The following is an 18,896-nucleotide window of genomic DNA, read 5'->3' on the forward strand; positions in this document are numbered from 1 at the left end:
TAGTTATACGTGTAAATTAGATTCCACAAGCATTACATTATCGCAGCTCAATTTTATAATTCATTGTCTATAGTATGAATTCAACCTCCAGGCTCTTAAAGATTTTCACTAATTTTTTTAAGCGCCCACTTGTGGTTGCTATTTGTACAACGATCTTCTTTCTATCTATTGGGCTATTCGGTCTTTGGCAACGCTATCAGATCTTAAAAGAATCGGATACGCGAGAGATGACCAATATCGTTAATCTTGTTGAGCAAAATATAAATCACTCTCTAAAAAACAGTTATTCTGTAGCCTTAAGTCTGGCGTTACTCATAGATGATTCTGGATCTGTTAATAATTTTTATGAAGTAGCTCCATCCCTAGTAGATGATAATCCCTTTATAGATGGAGTTCAAATGGTGCCCGGAGGTGTTATTCAGCAAGTATATCCATTTGAAGAAAATAGGAGTGTTATTGGATATGATATCTTAAAAGACAGCAAAATAAATGCAGAAGCATATAAAGCTATACAATTACGTAAAATGTATTTTGCAGGTCCCTTTGAATTACGGCAGGGTGGATATGCAATTTTAGGGAGACTCCCTGTCTTTATTAAGAATAAGTTCTGGGGTTTTTCTGCTATTATTATAAAGTTCGATAATCTATTAGATAAGTCGGGCATATTCCCATTGGTAGGGGATAAGTATAATTTTCAATTTTCCAAGATACAAAAGGGTACAGGAGAGGAGATTGTTTATTCTCCAAACAAAGCGGAGCTAGATAGATCTTATTCACAAACAGTACTTTTGCCTGATGGCGACTGGAAATTCTACATATCTCCGGTAAACCGGAATGCAAATTTCTATATGCTTCTTCCTTTTTTGATCCTGGTGATCTTATCTTCTTTATTTTTAGGCTGGGCGATGTTTCAGCTATTAAAACAACCAGCAAGATTACAGGCGCTCGTTAATTCTCAGGCGGGAGAATTAATTAAAAGTGAATTGAAATTTAGGAGTATTTTTAATCAGGCTGCCATTGGCGTAGCGCTTTTAGATTCAAGTACCGGAAAGATCTTAGATGCCAATAAAAAATGCAGAGAACTTATAGGTTATAGTAAAGAAGAGATCTTAACCTTAGATTATATGCAGCTATCTTATCCGGAAGATCTACAGGAAGATATGCAAAACATGGAACGCTTAAGAGCCGGAGTATTTAAAGAATACACCATGAAGAAGCGTATTATAAGAAAAGATAAAGAGGTAGTTTGGATCAAACTTACGGTTTCGGCAATGTGGCATGAGGGAGAGTCTCCAACAACTCATGTTGCTATTGTGGAAGATATTACAGAAAAGAAGCAGGCAGAAACAGATCTTAAGCGTTCTTATCAAACGGTAATGGATCAAAACAGAAGATTGCTTAACTTTTCTTATATTGTTTCTCATAATTTGAGATCTCACTCCAGCAATTTTCAATCCATATTAAATTTATATGAGTATTCAGAGTCGGAAGAGGAGAAGATAAAATATATTGAGATGCTTTCTAACGTGGCAGATTCGCTTAATCAAACCTTGGTAGATCTAAATGATGTTACTTCTATACATTCTAATATAGATCTGGTAATAGAGCCAGTTTCTGTGCTTAAATATATAAACAGAACTTTAGATCTGTTAAAGTTCGAAATAGAGAAGAAGAATGCTGTTTATAATGTTAAGGTTCCTGAAGAGATGGTTGTAGACTTTAATGCGGCCTATATGGAAAGTGTATTGCTTAACTTCTTATCTAATACGTTGAGGTATAGAAACAAAGCGGTTCCTTTAGAAGTAACTATTACCGGGAGAAAAGAAGGTGCCGGTTGGGTGTTGGAAATTGCAGATAACGGTATTGGTATAGATCTGGAAAAACATCGAGATAAACTCTTTGGATTGTATAAAACGTTCACCGGGAGATCTAATTCTAGGGGAGTGGGATTGTTTATCACAAAAAATCAATTGGATGCCATGGATGCTAAAATAAATGTAGAAAGCACTGTGGGAAAAGGTTCAAATTTTAAAGTGCATTTTAAATGAAAAAAGATATCTGTGTTATAGATGATGATATGATCTATCAGCTCATCATAAAAAAGATGATAAACCGCTCGTCTGCTTTTGGTGAGATCGTGGTGTATAGTCGTGCAGATATAGCGCTAGATTATTTTAAAAATTCAGAAGTTTCATTACCAACAGTGATCTTGTTAGATATAAATATGCCTGAAATGGATGGCTGGCAATTTCTGGAAGCACTTAAAGAATACAGACCTCAATTTGCAGAAGAAACCAAGATCTATATAGTTACTTCTTCTATAGCAACCTCAGATAAGTCGAAGGCAAATGCGATTCCGGAGATCTCCGGATTTCTAAGTAAACCCGTAAGCATTGCAAAGCTTAGAGAGCTTGGGGAAAATTTATATTAGTAGATATTCCTTCTTTAATCAAATTCCTCAATCTCTATAAATTAAAAAAACCCCAAGACAAATGTCTAGGGGTTTTTAAGGTGGTGCCTCCAGGAATCGAACCAGGGACACAAGGATTTTCAGTCCTTTGCTCTACCAACTGAGCTAAGGCACCAGTTGCTTTAAAAACTTGTAGTAAGCCTCTCAATCGGGTGCAAATATAATTTCAATTTTACTTTCTCACAAATGAAATTTTAAAAAAATGCTTTTGTAACTTCGTTTTTTTTAATAAAACCTATGAATCTAGTCGTCGATATTGGAAATACGTTGGTCAAAATGGCTGTATTTCAGCAAAGTAAATTCATCACAAAAAAAATTTGTCTCAAACAAGATTTTTTAAAAAATTTTGAAGAAATAATTCAAAAGTACCCTCAAACTATCAAATGTATGGTCTCTTCGGTAGCTAAAACCTCTCCAAAGTGGCTTCAAAAGATCGAGGAAACGCTAGATCTCACTATTCTTACTCCCGAGCTTCCAAAAGTCTTTACGAACCTTTATGCTACTCCTTCAACTCTGGGAAATGATAGAACAGCGCTGGTGTCTGCAGCATCTTTTCAATATCCAAAGCAAAATGTGTTAATTATTGATGCCGGCACGTGTATCACATTCGATTTTATTACCAGCAAAAATGAATATTTTGGAGGTGCGATTTCTCCCGGATTGCAAATGAGATATAATGCGTTAAATACGTTTACTCAAAATTTGCCGTTATTAGAACCAGAAGAAGATGTAGCACTTATTGGTAATTCCACTAAAAATAGCATGCATTCTGGTGTTATTGTGGGAATTACAGCTGAAATTGATGGGGTGATAAATGCCTATAGTGCTCAGTATAAAGATTTAACAATTATTTTGACAGGCGGAGATGCACAATTTTTGTGTAAACGATTAAAAAATAGCATCTTTGCGAACTCTAATTTCCTCCTCGAAGGATTGAATTATATTTTAGAATTTAATAAATCTCAATGATTAAACGATTTATAATAATCGTAGCCTTGTTATCTACCGTGTTAATGGCTGCTCAGGAAGGAACATCCTCCCCTTATTCTTATTACGGAATTGGACTCAATAAATTTAAAGGAACTGTAGAAAATCAATCTATGGGAGGGCTTAGGCTATTCTCAGATAGTATACATGTGAACCTAAGAAATCCTGCCGCTTACGGAAGATTGAAGTTAACAACCTATACCGTAGCAGGAAGTACACAAAGTATTAAGCTTACGGCAGATGAAGGCTCTGAAAATAGTAAAACTACAACCTTAGATTATTTGGCGATTGGTATCCCAACCGGAAAACTTAATTTTGGTCTTGGCCTTATTCCTTATACCTCTGTTGGATATAGAATTTTAGATGTTAATGAAGAAACTGCCAATAGATTTACAGGTAGAGGTGGTATGAATAAGGTTTTTCTTACCGCTGGTTATGCACTTACTGAAGATCTGAGTATTGGTGTAGAAGCAGATTATAATTTTGGGAATTCTCAAAATACATTCACAGCTTTTCAGGCTGGAGTGCAATATGGAACTCGAGAAATTTCTAGAAACGACTTTAAAGGGTTTAGTTATAATTTTGGTTTAGACTATCAGCATGATCTATCGGAAGATGTTAGAATGTACTCTGCAATCACCTTTGCGCCTAAGATGAGTATCAATCTAGACAAAATGGTGAATACCGCAACAGTTAGAATTGGGCTGGATGGTACAGAACAGGTTACAGATGAAGTTGATGTAAATTCTGAAGACAATGAGTTAACGCTACCAGGGCAGCTTACCATAGGTGCAGGACTTGGAAAGGTGAACAAATGGTTTATGGGTGCGGAATACACAAACTTAAAAGCGAGCGATTTTGGTCTTAATTCTTCAATTACAGGTCAGAATTCAAATTATAAAGACGCCTCTCAATATAGGTTGGGTGGATTTTATATTCCTAAGTATAATTCTATTACAAGTTACTTAAGTAGAGTTGTTTATAGAGCCGGTGTGAGGTATGAAGAAACTGGCTTAAGTATCAACAATGAAGATATCAACGAGTTTGGCATATCTTTTGGATTAGGTCTACCAGCAGGAACAGATTTCTCAAATGTAAACTTAGGACTAGAGTATGGACAGCGCGGTACAACAAGTTCTGGTTTAATTAAAGAAAACTTCTTTAAAGTTTCAATAAGTTTATCTTTGAACGACAAATGGTTCCAGCAACGTAAATTTGATTAACCACAATAAAAACAAGAAAATGAAAACTAAATTTATAATTGCCCTTTCTGGATTGTTATTAGGATCTGGTGTGCTACACGCTCAATCTAATGCAGATTGCGCTACTAAGGCAGCGCTGGCTTATGATGATGCAAAAGCTCAAAGATATGAGCAAGCATACAAGCCTTTAATGGAAGTTAAAGAAAATTGCCCAACATATAGTTTAGCAACCTTCCAATATTTGGAACGTGTGCTTAATTATAAAATCGATAATGCTCAGGCAGATCAAAAAACAGCTTTTATTGAAGAGATGATTCAATTAATGAATGATCGTCTAAAATATTTTCCAAATAAAACAAGTGCTGGAGATGTTCAGGCTAGTATTGCAATGTTAAAGTATGACAATGGTATTGGTACTAAAGAAGAGCAATTCAACGCATTTGATGAGGCTTTTAAAGCTGATAGAGCAAACTTTACTAGTGCTAAAGCACTTTATGCTTACTTCTCTTTACTTGTAGATCTACAAGATGAAGGAAAGAAAAGTTTAGAAGATGTATTTGCTAACTATGATGAAGTTGTTTCTAAAGTAGAAGAAGAAGAAAATTCTCTAGCAGAAAATCTTGCTCCACTTTTAGAGAAACAAGAAGCAGGAACGGCTTTAACTGCTAAAGAAGAAAGATTAGTTAAGAATTCTGAGATCAACTTAAAGGCTTATAGTACTGTAAAAAGCAGTATTAATGGTAAATTAGGTCAGAGAGCAGATTGTGATAACTTGATTCCTCTTTACAATAAAGATTTTGATGCAAGAAAAGATGATGTTTCTTGGTTGAAAATTGCAACAGGAAGATTGTCTGCTAAAGATTGTACTGAAGATCCGATCTTCTTTAAATTATCTGAAGCTTTACACAAAGCTGAGCCTTCTGCAAAATCTGCTCTTTATTTAGGTCAATTAGCGGATGCAAAAGGACAAGCTTCTCAAGCTCTTAAATATTATAACGAATCTGCAGATCTAGAAACTAATCCTTCAGATAAGTCTAGAGTTTACATGAAGATTGCAGATAACTATAAGAAAAAAGGAAGCTTTGGTCAGGCTAGAACGTACTATAGAAAAGCGCTTCAAGCGAAGCCTTCTTCAGGAAGAGCTTACTTGCAAATAGCAAATATGTACGCGCAAAGTGCTAACAGCTGTGGTACAGATGCCTTTAGTAAAAGAGCCGTATACTGGTTAGCTGCTAACTATGCTGCAAAAGCTGGAAGTGTAGATCCATCTTTAAGTGGAGTTGCAAATGAAAGTGTAGCTGCATACAAAGGAAGAGCTCCTCAAAAAGCTGATATTTTCCAGGCTGGAAAAGCAGGTCAATCAATCAGCATAGGATGTTGGATTGGTGAGAGCGTGAGAGTTCCTTCATTGTAATACCAATGATCACATATCAAAATATATATTCAGGCATTGTCACAGTTATCGCTGTGACAATGCTTTTTTCATGTCAGGGCAATCTTAATCAGGTTAGGGCGCTAGATCAACAAGCAGATAGTCCGCAAACTATTGGGGAAGAGATGTTCTTGAAATATACAGATTCCGGTAGGGTGGTAGCAACTCTAAAAAGTCCGAAGATGTTAGATTTTACCAATCTTGAATTTCCTTATAGAGAATTTCCTGAGGGTGTAAAAGTCGAATTTTTTGATGAGGATAATAATAAGAATACAGTCACTGCAAATTATGCTATTATCTATGATGGTCCAGGATTAATAGATCTTCAGGGTGATGTTGTTTTGGTAACATCTGATAGTACAAAATTGGAAGCAGACCAGTTATTTTGGGATCAATCGTTAGCGTGGGTGTTTACAGATAAAGCAAATACCATAAGGTTTGCCAATGGAGCTCGTAATGATGGGCAAGGCTTTGATTCCGATTTAAATTTTAGTAATTTCCGTTCTCGCACCAATGTGGGAATACAGGTAATTGAAGAAAAGAACAAATGATGAAATTTTTTAAATACTTTGAATACGCTTATTTAGTAATTGCAGCTTTCTTTCTGTTTGAAACCATAAGACTTTGGAACTTGGAAAGAAATAGAGCGTATCTGTTTATCTTCTTTACCGTACTCGCAATTTTTATGTTCTTTTTTAAACGCAGGTTTAGGAAAAGGATTGAGAAGGGCAATCGTTCATAATTTATGGAAGTTAACATACTCATAATTATAGGAACTCTAATTTTATCCGCATTCTTTTCGGGTATGGAGATAGCCTATGTTTCTTCTAATAAGATCTTTATAGAGATTGAAAAAAGACAAGCTGGATTTCTTGCCAAAGTTTTAAAGAAACTCACTAAAAAACCTTCAAAGTTTATTGCTACCATGTTGGTGGGTAATAACATAGCTTTGGTTGTATATGGTTTTTATATGGGAGACCTTATTATGATGTGGCTTGGAAGTTTACTTCCTGTAGATAATTCATTTTTAAGAGCTTTGGTGGTGGATTTTAGTTTATTTACACAAACGGTGATCTCTACATTGGTGATCTTGTTCACAGCAGAATTTCTTCCGAAGGTATTTTTTCAGATCTACGCAAATTCACTTTTAAAGTTCTTTGCATTCCCTGCTTATTTATTCTATCTGCTGTTCAGTTTTATCTCTTCCTTCGTCATATGGATTTCAGACGTGATCTTAAAAAGGTTTTTTAAAACTGATGGTGATGAAGTGCAATTAGCTTTTAGCAAGTTAGATCTTGGGAATTTTATTAGTGAGCAAATGGAAACTGTGGAGTCTGATGAAGAGGTAGATTCAGAAATTCAGATCTTTCAAAATGCTTTAGAGTTTTCTGATATTAAAGCGAGAGAAGTAATGGTGCCCAGAACAGAAATCGTAGCGGTAGACCATACCGTGGCTCCAAAAGACCTTATTCAAACCTTTACAGAAACAGGACTTTCAAAAATTCTTATCTATAATGAAACTATAGATGATATTATTGGATACATACATTCTTTTGAATTATTCAAAAAGCCTAAAACATTAAAATCTACCTTGTTACCGGTAGTTTTTGTTCCTGAGACCATGTGGGTGAAAGATGTATTAAACATTCTTATTAAAAAGAGAAAAAGTATTGCAGTGGTTATTGATGAGTATGGAGGTACTAGCGGAATGATCACTATAGAAGATATTGTGGAAGAATTATTTGGTGAAATTGAAGATGAGCATGATCCAGTAATTTTAATTGAAGAGAAACTAGGAGAAGATCATTATAAATTTTCTGCCAGAATAGAAGTAGATTATTTGAATGAAGCATATAAGTTGAATATACCTGTAGGGGAAAATTATGAGACTCTTGGAGGCTTTATTACTAATTATACCGAAGAGATTCCGCAACAATTTGAAGAGCTTAGAGTAGAGAATTTTAAAATAAAGATCTTAGAAGTTTCTAATACAAAAATTGAATTAGTAGAGCTAGAATTAAAGGATAAGGACTAATTTGAGGAAAGCGTTAAAATTTTGCAAATATTAAGTTTTATAATTAGGCTAAAAACACTATTTTCGCCCACTATATTAGATAAATCATAACTAAAAATGGCAGTATTAAATAAAATTAGACAGCGTTCAGTTTTCTTAATAATTATCATTGCACTGGCGTTATTCTCTTTCGTACTTGCCGATGTAATTCGTAATGGAGGCATGAGTTCGCAAAAGTCTCAAAACGTAGTTGCAACGGTAGATGGTGAAGAAATTGGTCGTGAAGATTTTGCAAGACAAGTAGAAGCTTATCAAAGAAACATGGGGCCCAACGCTACAACTGCGCAAGTGGTGAACCAAGTTTGGGACATGAAATTGAGAGAAGTTATTTTAAAGGAAGAATTTGAAGAGCTTGGAATTGGTGTTGGAGAAGCTCAGGTTAAAATGTTATTGCGTCAGCAATTGGCAGATAACCCTAATTTTACCAATGAAGCTGGAATGTTTGATGAAAGTAAACTTCAACAATATGTTGCCAATTTAAAAGCAACTTCTCCAGAAGCTTACAACAACTGGTTGAACTACGAGAATTCAGTAGCAGAGGCTGCAAAAGAAAATATCTATTACAATCTTATTAAAGCTGGTGTTGGAGCTACCTTATTAGAAGGTGAGCAAGCATATCAATTAGAGAATGATAATGTAGATCTTAAGTATGTTCAAATTCCTTACAGCAGTATTGCAGATGCAGAGGTTACTGTAAGTAAAGATGAAATTAGAGATTACGTTAAAAAACATTCAGAAAGATTTCAAACTGAGAAGGCAAGAGATATACAATATGTATATTTTCAGGAGGAAGCTTCTGTAGAAGATGAAGCAGAAGCAAAATCTACTGTGTCAGATGTAATGTCTAGCAGAGTTCAATTTAATGCTGCATCAAATCAGAATGACACATTACCAAGTTTTAAAGATGCGGAGAACATTGAAACTTATGTAAATCAGAATTCAGATATCCAATATCAAGATCTATACTTCTTTCAGGATGAGATAAAGAGTGATTATAAAGATCAGATCTTTAACTTGAACAAAGGTGAGGTTTATGGACCTTACAAAGAAGCTGGTTACTGGAAAGTGACTAAGATGGTAGATGCTAAGCAAATGGCAGATTCTGCAAAAGCAAGTCATATAATGATCTCTTGGCAAGGACTTCAAACTGCTAATGGAACTAATAGAACTAAAGCAGAAGCCAAATCTTTAGCAGATAGTATTTTAAATATTGTAAAGTCTGATAAGACTAAATTTGCAGACCTAGCGAAGGAATTCTCTGGAGATCTAGGTTCTCAGGCAAATGGTGGAGACCTTGGTTATTTTAGACCGGGAAGAATGGTTGCACCTTTCAATGATTTCGTTTTTAATAACAACGCTGGGCAAATTGGAGTTGTAGAATCAGATTTTGGTTACCATGTAATCAATATAGAAGAAAAAACAGCTGAAGAGCGTGCTGTAAAAGTGGCAACTATTGCTAGAAATATAGAAGCTTCAGAAAAATCTATCAATGATCTTTTTACTAAGGTGACTAAGTTTGAAATGAATGCTAAGGATAAAGGATTTAATGAGGTAGCTAAAACAGACAATTTCAATGTAAGAACTGTAAGAGGAATGAAGGCTCTAGATGAGAACATTCCTGGCGTAGGTCCACAAAGAAGAATTGTACAGTGGGCATTTGAAGATGAAATTAAAGCTGGAGATATAAAGAAATTTGAAGTTCCTGGAGGATATGTGGTAGCGCAGGTAACTGCTGTTAAGAAAAAAGGAACAGAATCTGCTGAAGATGCATCTGCAGTAGTTTCTCCGATCTTAATGAAAGAAAAGAAAGCGAAACTTATCAAAGAGAAAATTAGTGGTAATTCTTTAGAGGATATCGCTAGATCTCAAAATTCTAGTGTGCAAACCGCAAGCGCTATTAATCTTAAAAATCCAACATTAGCAGGTGCAGGAAGTGAGCCGGAAGTTGTAGGTGCAGTTTTCTCTCAAAAAGTAGGGGAAATGAGTAAGCCAATTGCTGGAGAAAAAGGTGTGTATGTGGTTAAGGTTGATGCTATAAATAAGGCTCCAAAAATGGAATCATATAGAGCATTCGCAAATCAGGAAACGCTTAAAAGAAGACAGTCTGTTAATGCAAGAGTGTTCACTGCACTTAAAGAAAATGCAGATATTGAAGATAACAGAGCTAAGTTCTACTAGTAGAATTTAAGTTTATCATATTAAAAAAACCCGAGACTATTAGCTTCGGGTTTTTTTATGGAATTCTGTTTTGTTGGAATATGACTTTAAATTTCGGGCTAAAGTTATTTCTGGATCTAAAATAAAGTAGATGCTATAATAAGTTGGGCATGTTAATCTGAAAAGTTAATAAACTTTAATGCAGAAATTATCATTTTGAGATATTGACTATAAAGTCATTTCAGAATATGTGAGGATGGTATTATAACCTTTCTCTTTAAAATATTCCTGTTCCTCACTTCCACCGGTAGCTAGTATAAAATCTCCTCCCCAACCTCCAAGACTTTTTATAGCGCCTTTAAAATTCGGAAAAAGCTGAGATTTGATCTTAGGAGTGTTAATTAATCTAGAGATAAGAGTTTCATGAATGTTCATGAGCAGCTTAAATTCTTCTAAAGTTTCACAGGTTACAAAGCTTCTTGTAAGTGCTGATACCTTTTCTATATCTGATATTAAGGACTCTTTATCCTGAGCTTTATAATGTGCTATAGATTCTCTAGAATTCTGCTTTTGATTTAAGTGTACAAAGAACAGGCTATCCTTAAAAGATGGGTTGAAGTTGGAGGTGAGAATACTTCTTCTGCTGTTGGTAAGCTGATAGGTTATGGGGTAATCTGTATTTGCCGCGGCAATGTCATATCCACTTCCTTTAAAAGTGGAAGAGAGCAGTTTATAGGCATCTACTTCAAACCATAGCGCAATGTTATTGATAAGTGTTGATGAGCTTCCTAAGCCCCAGTTTTGTGGAAACTCTAGCCTGGTAATTACATTGTATCCAGTGGCAGCGCTCAAGGTCTTTGGATTTAATTTATTTGCAACTTTCAAAATTTCTAATAACCTCGTTTCTTCAATCGTGTTAAGGTTTTTCTGGTTTCCATTTTGAATATCCCCAAGATCTAAGTTTGCACTAAACCAAAGTTGCCCGTTGTTTTTATAAGCTTCCCATCTAATTGCGTCATGTTGGTTAGCTTTAACCTCTAGAGTTTGACCAAATTTTGTAGGTATTGCAAGTGCAAGGGCTTTGTCTAAAACCGTATATTCTCCTGTAATTAAAAGTTTCCCGTTGCTTCTAAATGTTTTCAATGAAATCTAATTTTAAATATTGGTCTTAGGCTCTTAACTTTTCAAGTTGTTCAGAGACACTGCTATGAGTAACTGTGTGATGCTTGAAATAATGAACTAGCTCATCTTTCTCTGCATTAGATGCATTGTATTGATTGAGTATGTTCATTAAATGCATTTTCATATGTCCCTGTTGAATTCCTGTAGTCACCAAAGATTTAACGGCCGCAAAGTTCTGAGCCAAACCGGCAACAGCTACTATTTGCATTAATTGTGCTGCAGTAGGTTTTTGAAGTATTTCCATAGCAACTTTTACGAGGGGGTGTAAATTTGTAAGTCCACCAACGGTTCCTAATGCCAATGGAATTTCAATCCAGAATTTAAAGATGCCATTCTCAACACTTGCGTGAGTGAGGCTACTGTAACTCCCATTTCTGGAAGCATATGCATGTATTCCTGCTTCTACAGCTCTAAAATCGTTTCCGGTGGCTAGTACCACGGCGTCTATGCCGTTCATGATGCCTTTATTATGTGTTACTGCACGATAGGGCTCAATTTCTGCGATCTTCATGGCAGTAAGAAATTTCTCTGCAAAGATCTTTGGCTCTGTAAGTTTATCATCAGAAAGATCTTCAACTTTACAACTTACTTCAGCTCTAACAATACACTCTGGTACATAGTTAGAGAGAATGCTCATAATTACCTCTATTTGTTTTTCTTCAGGAGAGAATTGCTCATAATTGAGTGCTTCCGATTTAAAGGTTTCTGAAAATTTTTCTAAACAAGAATTTATAAAATTAGCGCCCATAGAATCTTTAGTTTCGAACTTGCAGTGAAGCTGAAAATAACCTTCTAAAGATTCTGTTTTATCTCTTAATGATATATCTAAAACCCCACCGCCGCGCTTCTCCATATTTTTGGTTATAGAGCTTACTGCAAACAATAATTTGGGTTTACAAAAGTTGAAAAAGTCTTCTAATTTATTTTTATCTCCCTTAAAGAGAAAATGTACTTGGCCTATTTTTACCGTATTTAGAACAGTTGCTTTAAATCCTCCACGAGAATGCCAGAATTTGGCAGCCTTGCTAGCAGCAGCTATCACAGAACTTTCTTCAATGGTCATTGGAATCGCAAAAAGATCTCCATTGATCATAAAATTTGGTGCAAGACCAAAAGGGAGGTAAAAATTACTAAGCGTATTTTCTGTAAACTCATCATGCAGTTGCTGCAGTTTTTCATTTTCATGCCAATATTGTTCTAGCACAGCTACAGATGTATCAGAATCTTTTAGATAAGTTTGCGATAACCAGTTTATCTTTTCTTGTTTGCTAAATTTGGAAAAGCCGGAAATAGGTTTGTTCATTTAAGTAAGATTTGAATTCCAAAGATACAATTACTCTTACTATTGATAAAACCCAAGAATTTGATTGTGTGCAGAATAAATTTAATTAGAAAAACCAGTGGTTCACATTAACAAATTGTTAGTATTTAACACACAAAACGGGTGTTTTTTGCTCAATTTTTAGTAAACTTGGCCTACAAAAAATATTCTCAACATTTTATGAAATTATCTCAATTTTTTCTTGCCCTTTTTATGGTAGGAACCTCAGCGATCTTTGCACAGGAAAAACAAGTAAGTCTAGAAGAAATATGGAATGGAGAGTTTAGCCAGCAACGCTTGGAGTCTCTAAATTCTTTAAATAATGGAGATGAATATATTGTTCTAAATCAGGATAGATCCAAAGGAACTTCAAGTATAGATGTCTACGCATATAAGTCTGGCGAAAAGAAAAGAAGTTTAGTAAATAGTGCGAACCTTCAAGATGTGAACAGGTTTTCTAGTTATCAGTTAAGCAATAATGAAGCGCAGGTTTTATTAGGAACAGATATGGAACAGATCTACAGACATTCTTCTCGTGGTATCTTCTATGTTTACGATATGTCTTCAAAATCATTGAAAAAGTTAACCGATAGAAAAGTGCAGGAGCCTACTTTTTCTCCTGATGGTTCTAAAGTAGCTTATGTTTTTGATAATAATATCTTCATCCAAGATCTTGCTTCTGGTAAAGAGACGCAAGTAACTACAGATGGAAAGATAAATGAAAATATTAATGGCGTTACAGATTGGGTATATGAAGAAGAATTTGCTTTTGTTAGAGCATTTGATTTTAATAAGGACGGATCTAAACTTGCATTCTTAAAATTTGACGAGAGAGAGGTTCCAGAATTTTCAATGGATATGTTTGGAAGTGAACTTTATCCAACTTCTTCTACTTTCAAATATCCAAAAGCGGGTGAAGCAAATTCTAAGGTTTCACTGCATGTTTATAATCTTCAATCTGAAAAAACTAATGATATAAAGTTGGGAGATTACAATGATTTCTATATTCCTAGAATTAAATGGTCCAACAATGCTGATGTATTAAGCGCTCAGGTGTTGAATCGTCATCAAAACAATCTGGATCTTATTTTTGTGAATACTAAAACCAACGAGTATAAAGTGGTTTTAAACGATTCTGATAAAGCATACGTAGATGTTACCGATAATCTTACATTTTTAGATGATAATAGTTTTATCTGGACTAGTGAGAAAGATGGATGGAACCATATTTATCATTACGACAAGAATGGAAAACTGATCAATCAGATCACTAAAGGGAAGTGGGAAGTAACCAATTACTACGGATTTGATCCAAAGTCTAAAACCGTATTCTATCAAAGTACAGAAAATGGAAGTGTGAACAGAGATGTATACGCTATCAAGGCAAATGGAAAGAACAAAAAAAGGCTAACTGAGAATGAAGGAACCAATAGTGCAGACTTTAGCGCAGATTATTCTTACTTCATCAATACCTTCACAAATACCACCACACCAAATAAGTATACGTTGCATGATGCTAAATCTGGAAAGTTAGTTAGAGTAATAAAAGATAATTCAGCATTATTAGAAAAAGAGAAGGCTTATAACTTCTCTGCAAAAGAACTTTCTACTATAGAGATTAATGGGAATGAATTAAATATGTGGATGATTAAACCATCTCATTTTGATGAGTCTAAAAAATATCCATTATTGATGTTCCAATATTCTGGACCTGGATCTCAAACGGTTTCAAATTCTTATTTCGGAGCTAATGATTATTGGTACCAGCTTTTGGCAGATAAAGGATATATAGTAGCTTCTGTAGATGGAAGAGGAACTGGATTTAAAGGTGCTGCCTTTAAAAAAGTAACTCAAAATGAACTTGGGAAATTTGAATTAGAAGATCAAATTGCTGCTGCAAAGAAACTTGGAGCTCGTAATTATATAGATCAAGACAGAATTGGTATTTGGGGATGGAGCTTTGGTGGCTTTATGTCTACCAACGCTATTTTAAAAGGGAACGATGTATTTTCTATGGCCATTGCTGTTGCACCGGTTACAAGCTGGAGATTTTATGACAGCATCTATACTGAAAGATATATGACAACTCCTCAGGAAAATCCAACAGGATACGATGAGAATTCTCCAATTAACCATGTAGATAAATTGGAAGGAAAATATTTATTAGTTCATGGTTCTGGAGATGATAATGTTCATGTTCAAAACAGTATGAGATTAATAGAGTCTTTAATACAGGCTAACAAGCAATTTGATTGGGCAATTTACCCAGATAAGAATCATGGAATTTATGGTGGAAATACAAGATTACACTTGTTTACCAAAATGACGAATTTCATCGAAGAGAATTTATAATAACCTAAACTAACTTTAAATAAATGGCAAATACTGCACCTCCAGTTAATCAAAAAGAATTATTCGGGCATCCGGTTGGTCTTTATATCTTATTCTTCACAGAAATGTGGGAGCGTTTTTCTTACTACGGAATGCGCGCAATTCTTGTACTTTATCTTGTTAGTGCAACTACAGGTGGCAACGCAGGGCTAGGATGGACAGGTGGAGAGGCAATTGCACTCTACGGTTGGTATACTATGTTGGTATATGTTGCTTCTATTCCCGGAGGTATCATAGCAGATAAATTGCTAGGTCAGAAAAAGACAGTACTCGTAGGAGGTATCATATTGGTTGCCGGACACGGGATACTTGCAGTAGAAGAAATGTGGGCATTTTACACCGGTTTAGGATTGATCATTGCTGGAGTTGGAATGCTAAAACCAAACATCTCTACAATGGTTGGTGGTCTTTACAAAGAAGGAGATATTAGAAGAGATAAAGGTTTTACCATATTTTACATTGGGATTAACCTTGGGGCTTTCCTTTCCAGTTTAATTGTTGGTTATGTTGGAGAACAGATAGGATGGCATTGGGGATTTGGCCTTGCCGGAATTGCAATGGCTTTAGGATTATTGGTTTATTTATGGGGGCAGAAGTACCTAACCAATGTTGGAAATCTATTGTCTAAAACAGAAATGGCAGATGGTGCCTCTTTAGGAAATTTGTTCTCAGATCTTTTAAAATCACCTCTACAATTGGTAATCACCTCTGTATTAATGGCAGGGTCTCTATACTATCTGATATTTGAATCTTTACCATATGGACTGCTATATATATTTTTAACATTAGTAACGGCCTTAATGTTGATGGTTTATAAAGACTTGAGCACACAAATTATGAAAGATCGTTATGTTGTGATGATCTTATCTTTTTTACTGGTAGTTGTTTTTTGGGGAGCTTTTGAACAGGCTGGTGGATTAATGAATATTTACGCGCTCGATAAGACTAACAGATCTATACCATTTACACTTCCATTAATTGGAAATGAGGTTCCTGCAACATGGTTCCAATCTTTAAATGCCTTATTCATTATTATTTTTGGGGTAATAATTGCAAATTTCTGGGCTAAGCGTAAACTTAAAAACAAAGAAGCATCGTCTATTTTTAAGATGGCTACGGGTGTAATTATCATGGGACTTGGATTTATTTTTATGGCAATGGCAGCTAAAAGCTATACTCCTTATGATGAGAAAGCAGCTATGTACTGGTTGGTATTAGCTTATTTATTGCACACTATTGGAGAGCTTTGCTCTTCTCCGGTAGCGCTATCTTTTATTACTAAGCTGGCGCCGGTAAAATATGCCTCATTAATGATGGGAGTTTACTTTGCCGCTACAGGACTTGGAAATAAAGTTGCTGGAGTTATTGGTGAATTTTCTCAGGGAGAGCCTATGGTTGTAGAACTTAATGCAACCACTTCACAAATGGCTCAAAATTTACAGATCAATGATTCTATTATAACCAAAACACAAGATTTTAGACTTGCTGGAAATGTGTATGAGGAAAATGGTGAACTTCAGGTGACCACGTTGGATAATAGTCAGCCTATATTGAATTTTATTAAATTCAAAAATGAAGAGAGAACAGAGGAAGTGATCGAAACCTTAAAAGAAGAAAATGTTACTGCAGAGAACCCTTACCATATCTTAATAGATTTTAAGCAAGGGGATGAGAAGAATGGTTATAAAGGTAACTTTATAGTAGAAGAGCTTCAAACAGATATGGAATATGCTACTTTTTGGGGAATTACAATATTCACCTCAATATTTGGTCTTTTGGTAATCCTACTTCTAAAGCCTTTAAAAAGGCTTACACACGGAGTGGAAGATGATGAGAGAGAATTGCCAGAACAAGAGCAGTATGATCTAGGTGAAAAGAACTTTAACTAAGGTGTAAATGGCAACAGCGCAAGTAACTCCAACAGATTTCTTTAAAAGTAATGTGTTGGGCCACCCAGCAGGTCTTTTTGTATTGTTCTTTACAGAAATGTGGGAAAGATTCTCTTTCTATGGAATGAGAGTTCTCTTAGTGAATTTCTTAACCATGGCAATTGTAGGAGTAGATAATCCTGGATGGGGTTGGTCTGCAGAAAATGCAGGAGCTCTTTTTGGTACCTACGCAGGTCTTCTATATTTAACGCCTATACTAGGTGGTTTAATTGCTGATAAGTTTACAGGGTATCGTTGGGCAGTAATTATAGGAGCAGCTATTATGACGCTAGGTCATGCTTCTATGGCTTTGGAAACCGAATTTTCGCTATATTTTGGATTAGGATTGCTTGTAATAGGAACGGGTTTCTTTAAGCCTAATATTACCTCTATTATTTCTGAAATGTATGAAGGCAAATCTGATAAAAAAGATGGAGCTTATACGATTTTCTATATGGGTGTAAACGCAGGTGCTTTCTTCGGAATGATGCTTTGCGGATATCTTGCTGAAAAAATTGGATGGAGCTGGGGCTTTGGTCTTGCCGGAATTTTTATGTTTTTAGGAACGCTTCAATTTTGGTTATCTAAACCTCTTTTTGGAAAAGTCGGTGGAGTGCCAGATAAAGCTTTAGCAGAAAAACATCTTCGTGAAGAGGAAAGTAAAGGAGTATCTCATAAACCTAATCCATTTACATTAGTAGATAAGATATTAATTGCTGCTTCTGCCAGTATTGGTTTTATCTATTTATTAAATGATCCTTTATCTAGAATCGGGAACTACAATTTATTTCCAGAATTCTTGCCTTTTAATGTAGGTGGAGAACAATTTAGTGGTCCAATTGGGATGGCTATTCTTGGGCTGATATTATTTTTAATATTAGTAATTTCAAGAATTTCGAGATATGCGCCAATAGTTAGGGATAGGCTAATAGCGGTGATCATCTTCGCTTTTTTTACAGTATTCTTCTTTATGTCTTTTGAGCAAGGCGCCTCTTCCTTGATCATATTTGCTAGAGATAATGTAGATAGAGTGCTTGTAGGAAGTTCGGCTACTATTTTTAATGTAGTGAATGCATTATTAACTGTGGTGCCATTGGCAATTATAACTTGGGTATTGTATCTCTTATGGAAACAGACCTACAGTAAAATTCCGGGTTCTAATATTATTTTAGGGATTTGTTTTGCGGGGATATGGGCGCTTGTTATATGGATGTTAGGAAGAGAGTTTACTGCAGATACCACAGAGATCACTGTATCATGGTTTAGTATTCTAAATTCATTCTTTATAATTGTATTTGCATCATTCTTCTCCAAATGGTGGGAGAGTAAATACAATCCGTCTGCAGCATTTAAATATAGTTTCGGGCTAATCTTACTAGGTCTGGGATTCGGACTTTTAGCATTAGGGTCTAGCGGAGTGGCAGAAGGAGCTAAGGTGAGCATGATATGGTTAATATTAGCATACCTCTTACACACTTTAGGAGAATTATGTTTGTCACCTTTAGGCTTATCTTATGTTAGTAAACTTGTTCCAGCAAGAATGATAGCCTTTATGTTTGGTATGTGGTATTTAGCTATAGCCATTGGAAATAAGTTAGCAGGATCTTTAGGGGGAATGATAGAAACGGTTACTCAAGAGTATGACCTTTCAACTTTTTTCCTAATATTTACCATAGTGCCTATAGCCGGTGGAGTACTGGTAGCATTATTAAATCCACTGTTGAAAAGACTAATGCATGATATTCGATAACT

13 protein-coding genes and 1 tRNA gene are annotated in these 18,896 nt (G+C 35.3%); 11 read left to right on the plus strand and 3 right to left on the minus strand.

From position 1 onward, the window contains the following. Nucleotides 1–74 precede the first annotated feature (74 nt). Entirely contained in the window at nt 75–2,048 is a 1,974-nt protein-coding gene (locus BLT84_RS06095; RefSeq protein WP_091263606.1) for a PAS domain S-box protein, read from the plus strand. Continuing rightward, a complete protein-coding gene (locus BLT84_RS06100; RefSeq protein ID WP_091263608.1) occupies nt 2,045–2,431 on the plus strand; it encodes a response regulator in 387 nt (128 codons plus the stop codon). Before BLT84_RS06095 ends, BLT84_RS06100 begins: the two co-directional genes overlap by 4 nt. 81 nt (nt 2,432–2,512) lie before the next feature. Here BLT84_RS06100 and BLT84_RS06105 read toward each other — a convergent pair. Then, a tRNA-Phe gene (locus tag BLT84_RS06105) sits at nt 2,513–2,585 on the minus strand. Nucleotides 2,586–2,707: 122 nt separating this feature from the next. Between BLT84_RS06105 and BLT84_RS06110 the strand changes: the two genes are divergently transcribed. The 6 genes from BLT84_RS06110 (at nt 2,708) to BLT84_RS06140 (ending at nt 10,343) form a co-directional block, all read left to right on the plus strand. After that, entirely contained in the window at nt 2,708–3,439 is a 732-nt protein-coding gene (locus tag BLT84_RS06110) for a type III pantothenate kinase (RefSeq protein ID WP_091263610.1), read from the plus strand. Beyond that, nucleotides 3,436–4,680, plus strand: a complete 1,245-nt coding sequence (locus BLT84_RS06115) for a hypothetical protein (protein WP_091263612.1) — start codon at nt 3,436–3,438, stop codon at nt 4,678–4,680. The genes BLT84_RS06110 and BLT84_RS06115 overlap by 4 nt, the downstream gene beginning before the upstream one ends. A 19-nt stretch (nt 4,681–4,699) precedes the next feature. Continuing rightward, nucleotides 4,700–6,073, plus strand: coding sequence for a tetratricopeptide repeat protein (locus BLT84_RS06120; RefSeq protein ID WP_034887690.1), 1,374 nt, complete (start codon nt 4,700–4,702; stop codon nt 6,071–6,073). Nucleotides 6,074–6,078: 5 nt separating this feature from the next. Beyond that, nucleotides 6,079–6,642 carry an LPS export ABC transporter periplasmic protein LptC gene (lptC, locus tag BLT84_RS06125; RefSeq protein WP_091263614.1) on the plus strand — a complete coding sequence of 188 codons (564 nt, stop codon included), beginning with the start codon at nt 6,079–6,081 and terminating at the stop codon, nt 6,640–6,642. 194 nt (nt 6,643–6,836) lie between these two features. After that, the gene (locus BLT84_RS06135) at nt 6,837–8,126 is read left to right on the plus strand and encodes a hemolysin family protein (RefSeq protein ID WP_034886721.1); all 1,290 of its coding nucleotides are present in this window, start codon (nt 6,837–6,839) and stop codon (nt 8,124–8,126) included. 96 nt (nt 8,127–8,222) lie between these two features. Then, entirely contained in the window at nt 8,223–10,343 is a 2,121-nt protein-coding gene (locus BLT84_RS06140; protein ID WP_091263616.1) for a peptidylprolyl isomerase, read from the plus strand. Between the two features lie 207 nt (nt 10,344–10,550). Here the strand turns inward: BLT84_RS06140 and BLT84_RS06145 are convergent, their stop codons facing one another. Then, a complete protein-coding gene (locus BLT84_RS06145) occupies nt 10,551–11,465 on the minus strand; it encodes a GYDIA family GHMP kinase (protein WP_091263618.1) in 915 nt (304 codons plus the stop codon). Nucleotides 11,466–11,490: 25 nt separating this feature from the next. Beyond that, nucleotides 11,491–12,807 (minus strand): hydroxymethylglutaryl-CoA reductase, degradative, encoded by a 1,317-nt coding sequence (locus tag BLT84_RS06150; RefSeq protein ID WP_091263620.1) that lies wholly within the window; start codon nt 12,805–12,807, stop codon nt 11,491–11,493. 198 nt (nt 12,808–13,005) lie between these two features. On the opposite strand from BLT84_RS06150, the gene BLT84_RS06155 reads away from it, so the two are divergent. Genes BLT84_RS06155 through BLT84_RS06165 form a run of 3 tightly spaced genes read left to right on the plus strand, consistent with a single transcriptional unit; the run spans nt 13,006 to nt 18,894 of the window. Continuing rightward, on the plus strand, nt 13,006–15,177 hold the full coding sequence (locus BLT84_RS06155) for a S9 family peptidase (RefSeq protein WP_091268087.1): 2,172 nt from the start codon (nt 13,006–13,008) through the stop codon (nt 15,175–15,177). Between the two features lie 23 nt (nt 15,178–15,200). Next, entirely contained in the window at nt 15,201–17,105 is a 1,905-nt protein-coding gene (locus BLT84_RS06160; RefSeq protein ID WP_034886713.1) for a peptide MFS transporter, read from the plus strand. Between the two features lie 7 nt (nt 17,106–17,112). After that, nucleotides 17,113–18,894 (plus strand): peptide MFS transporter, encoded by a 1,782-nt coding sequence (locus tag BLT84_RS06165; RefSeq protein ID WP_091263622.1) that lies wholly within the window; start codon nt 17,113–17,115, stop codon nt 18,892–18,894. The last annotated feature ends 2 nt before the right edge of the window (nt 18,895–18,896 follow it).

Source organism: Gillisia sp. Hel1_33_143 (assembly GCF_900104765.1).
GTDB lineage: Bacteria > Bacteroidota > Bacteroidia > Flavobacteriales > Flavobacteriaceae > Gillisia.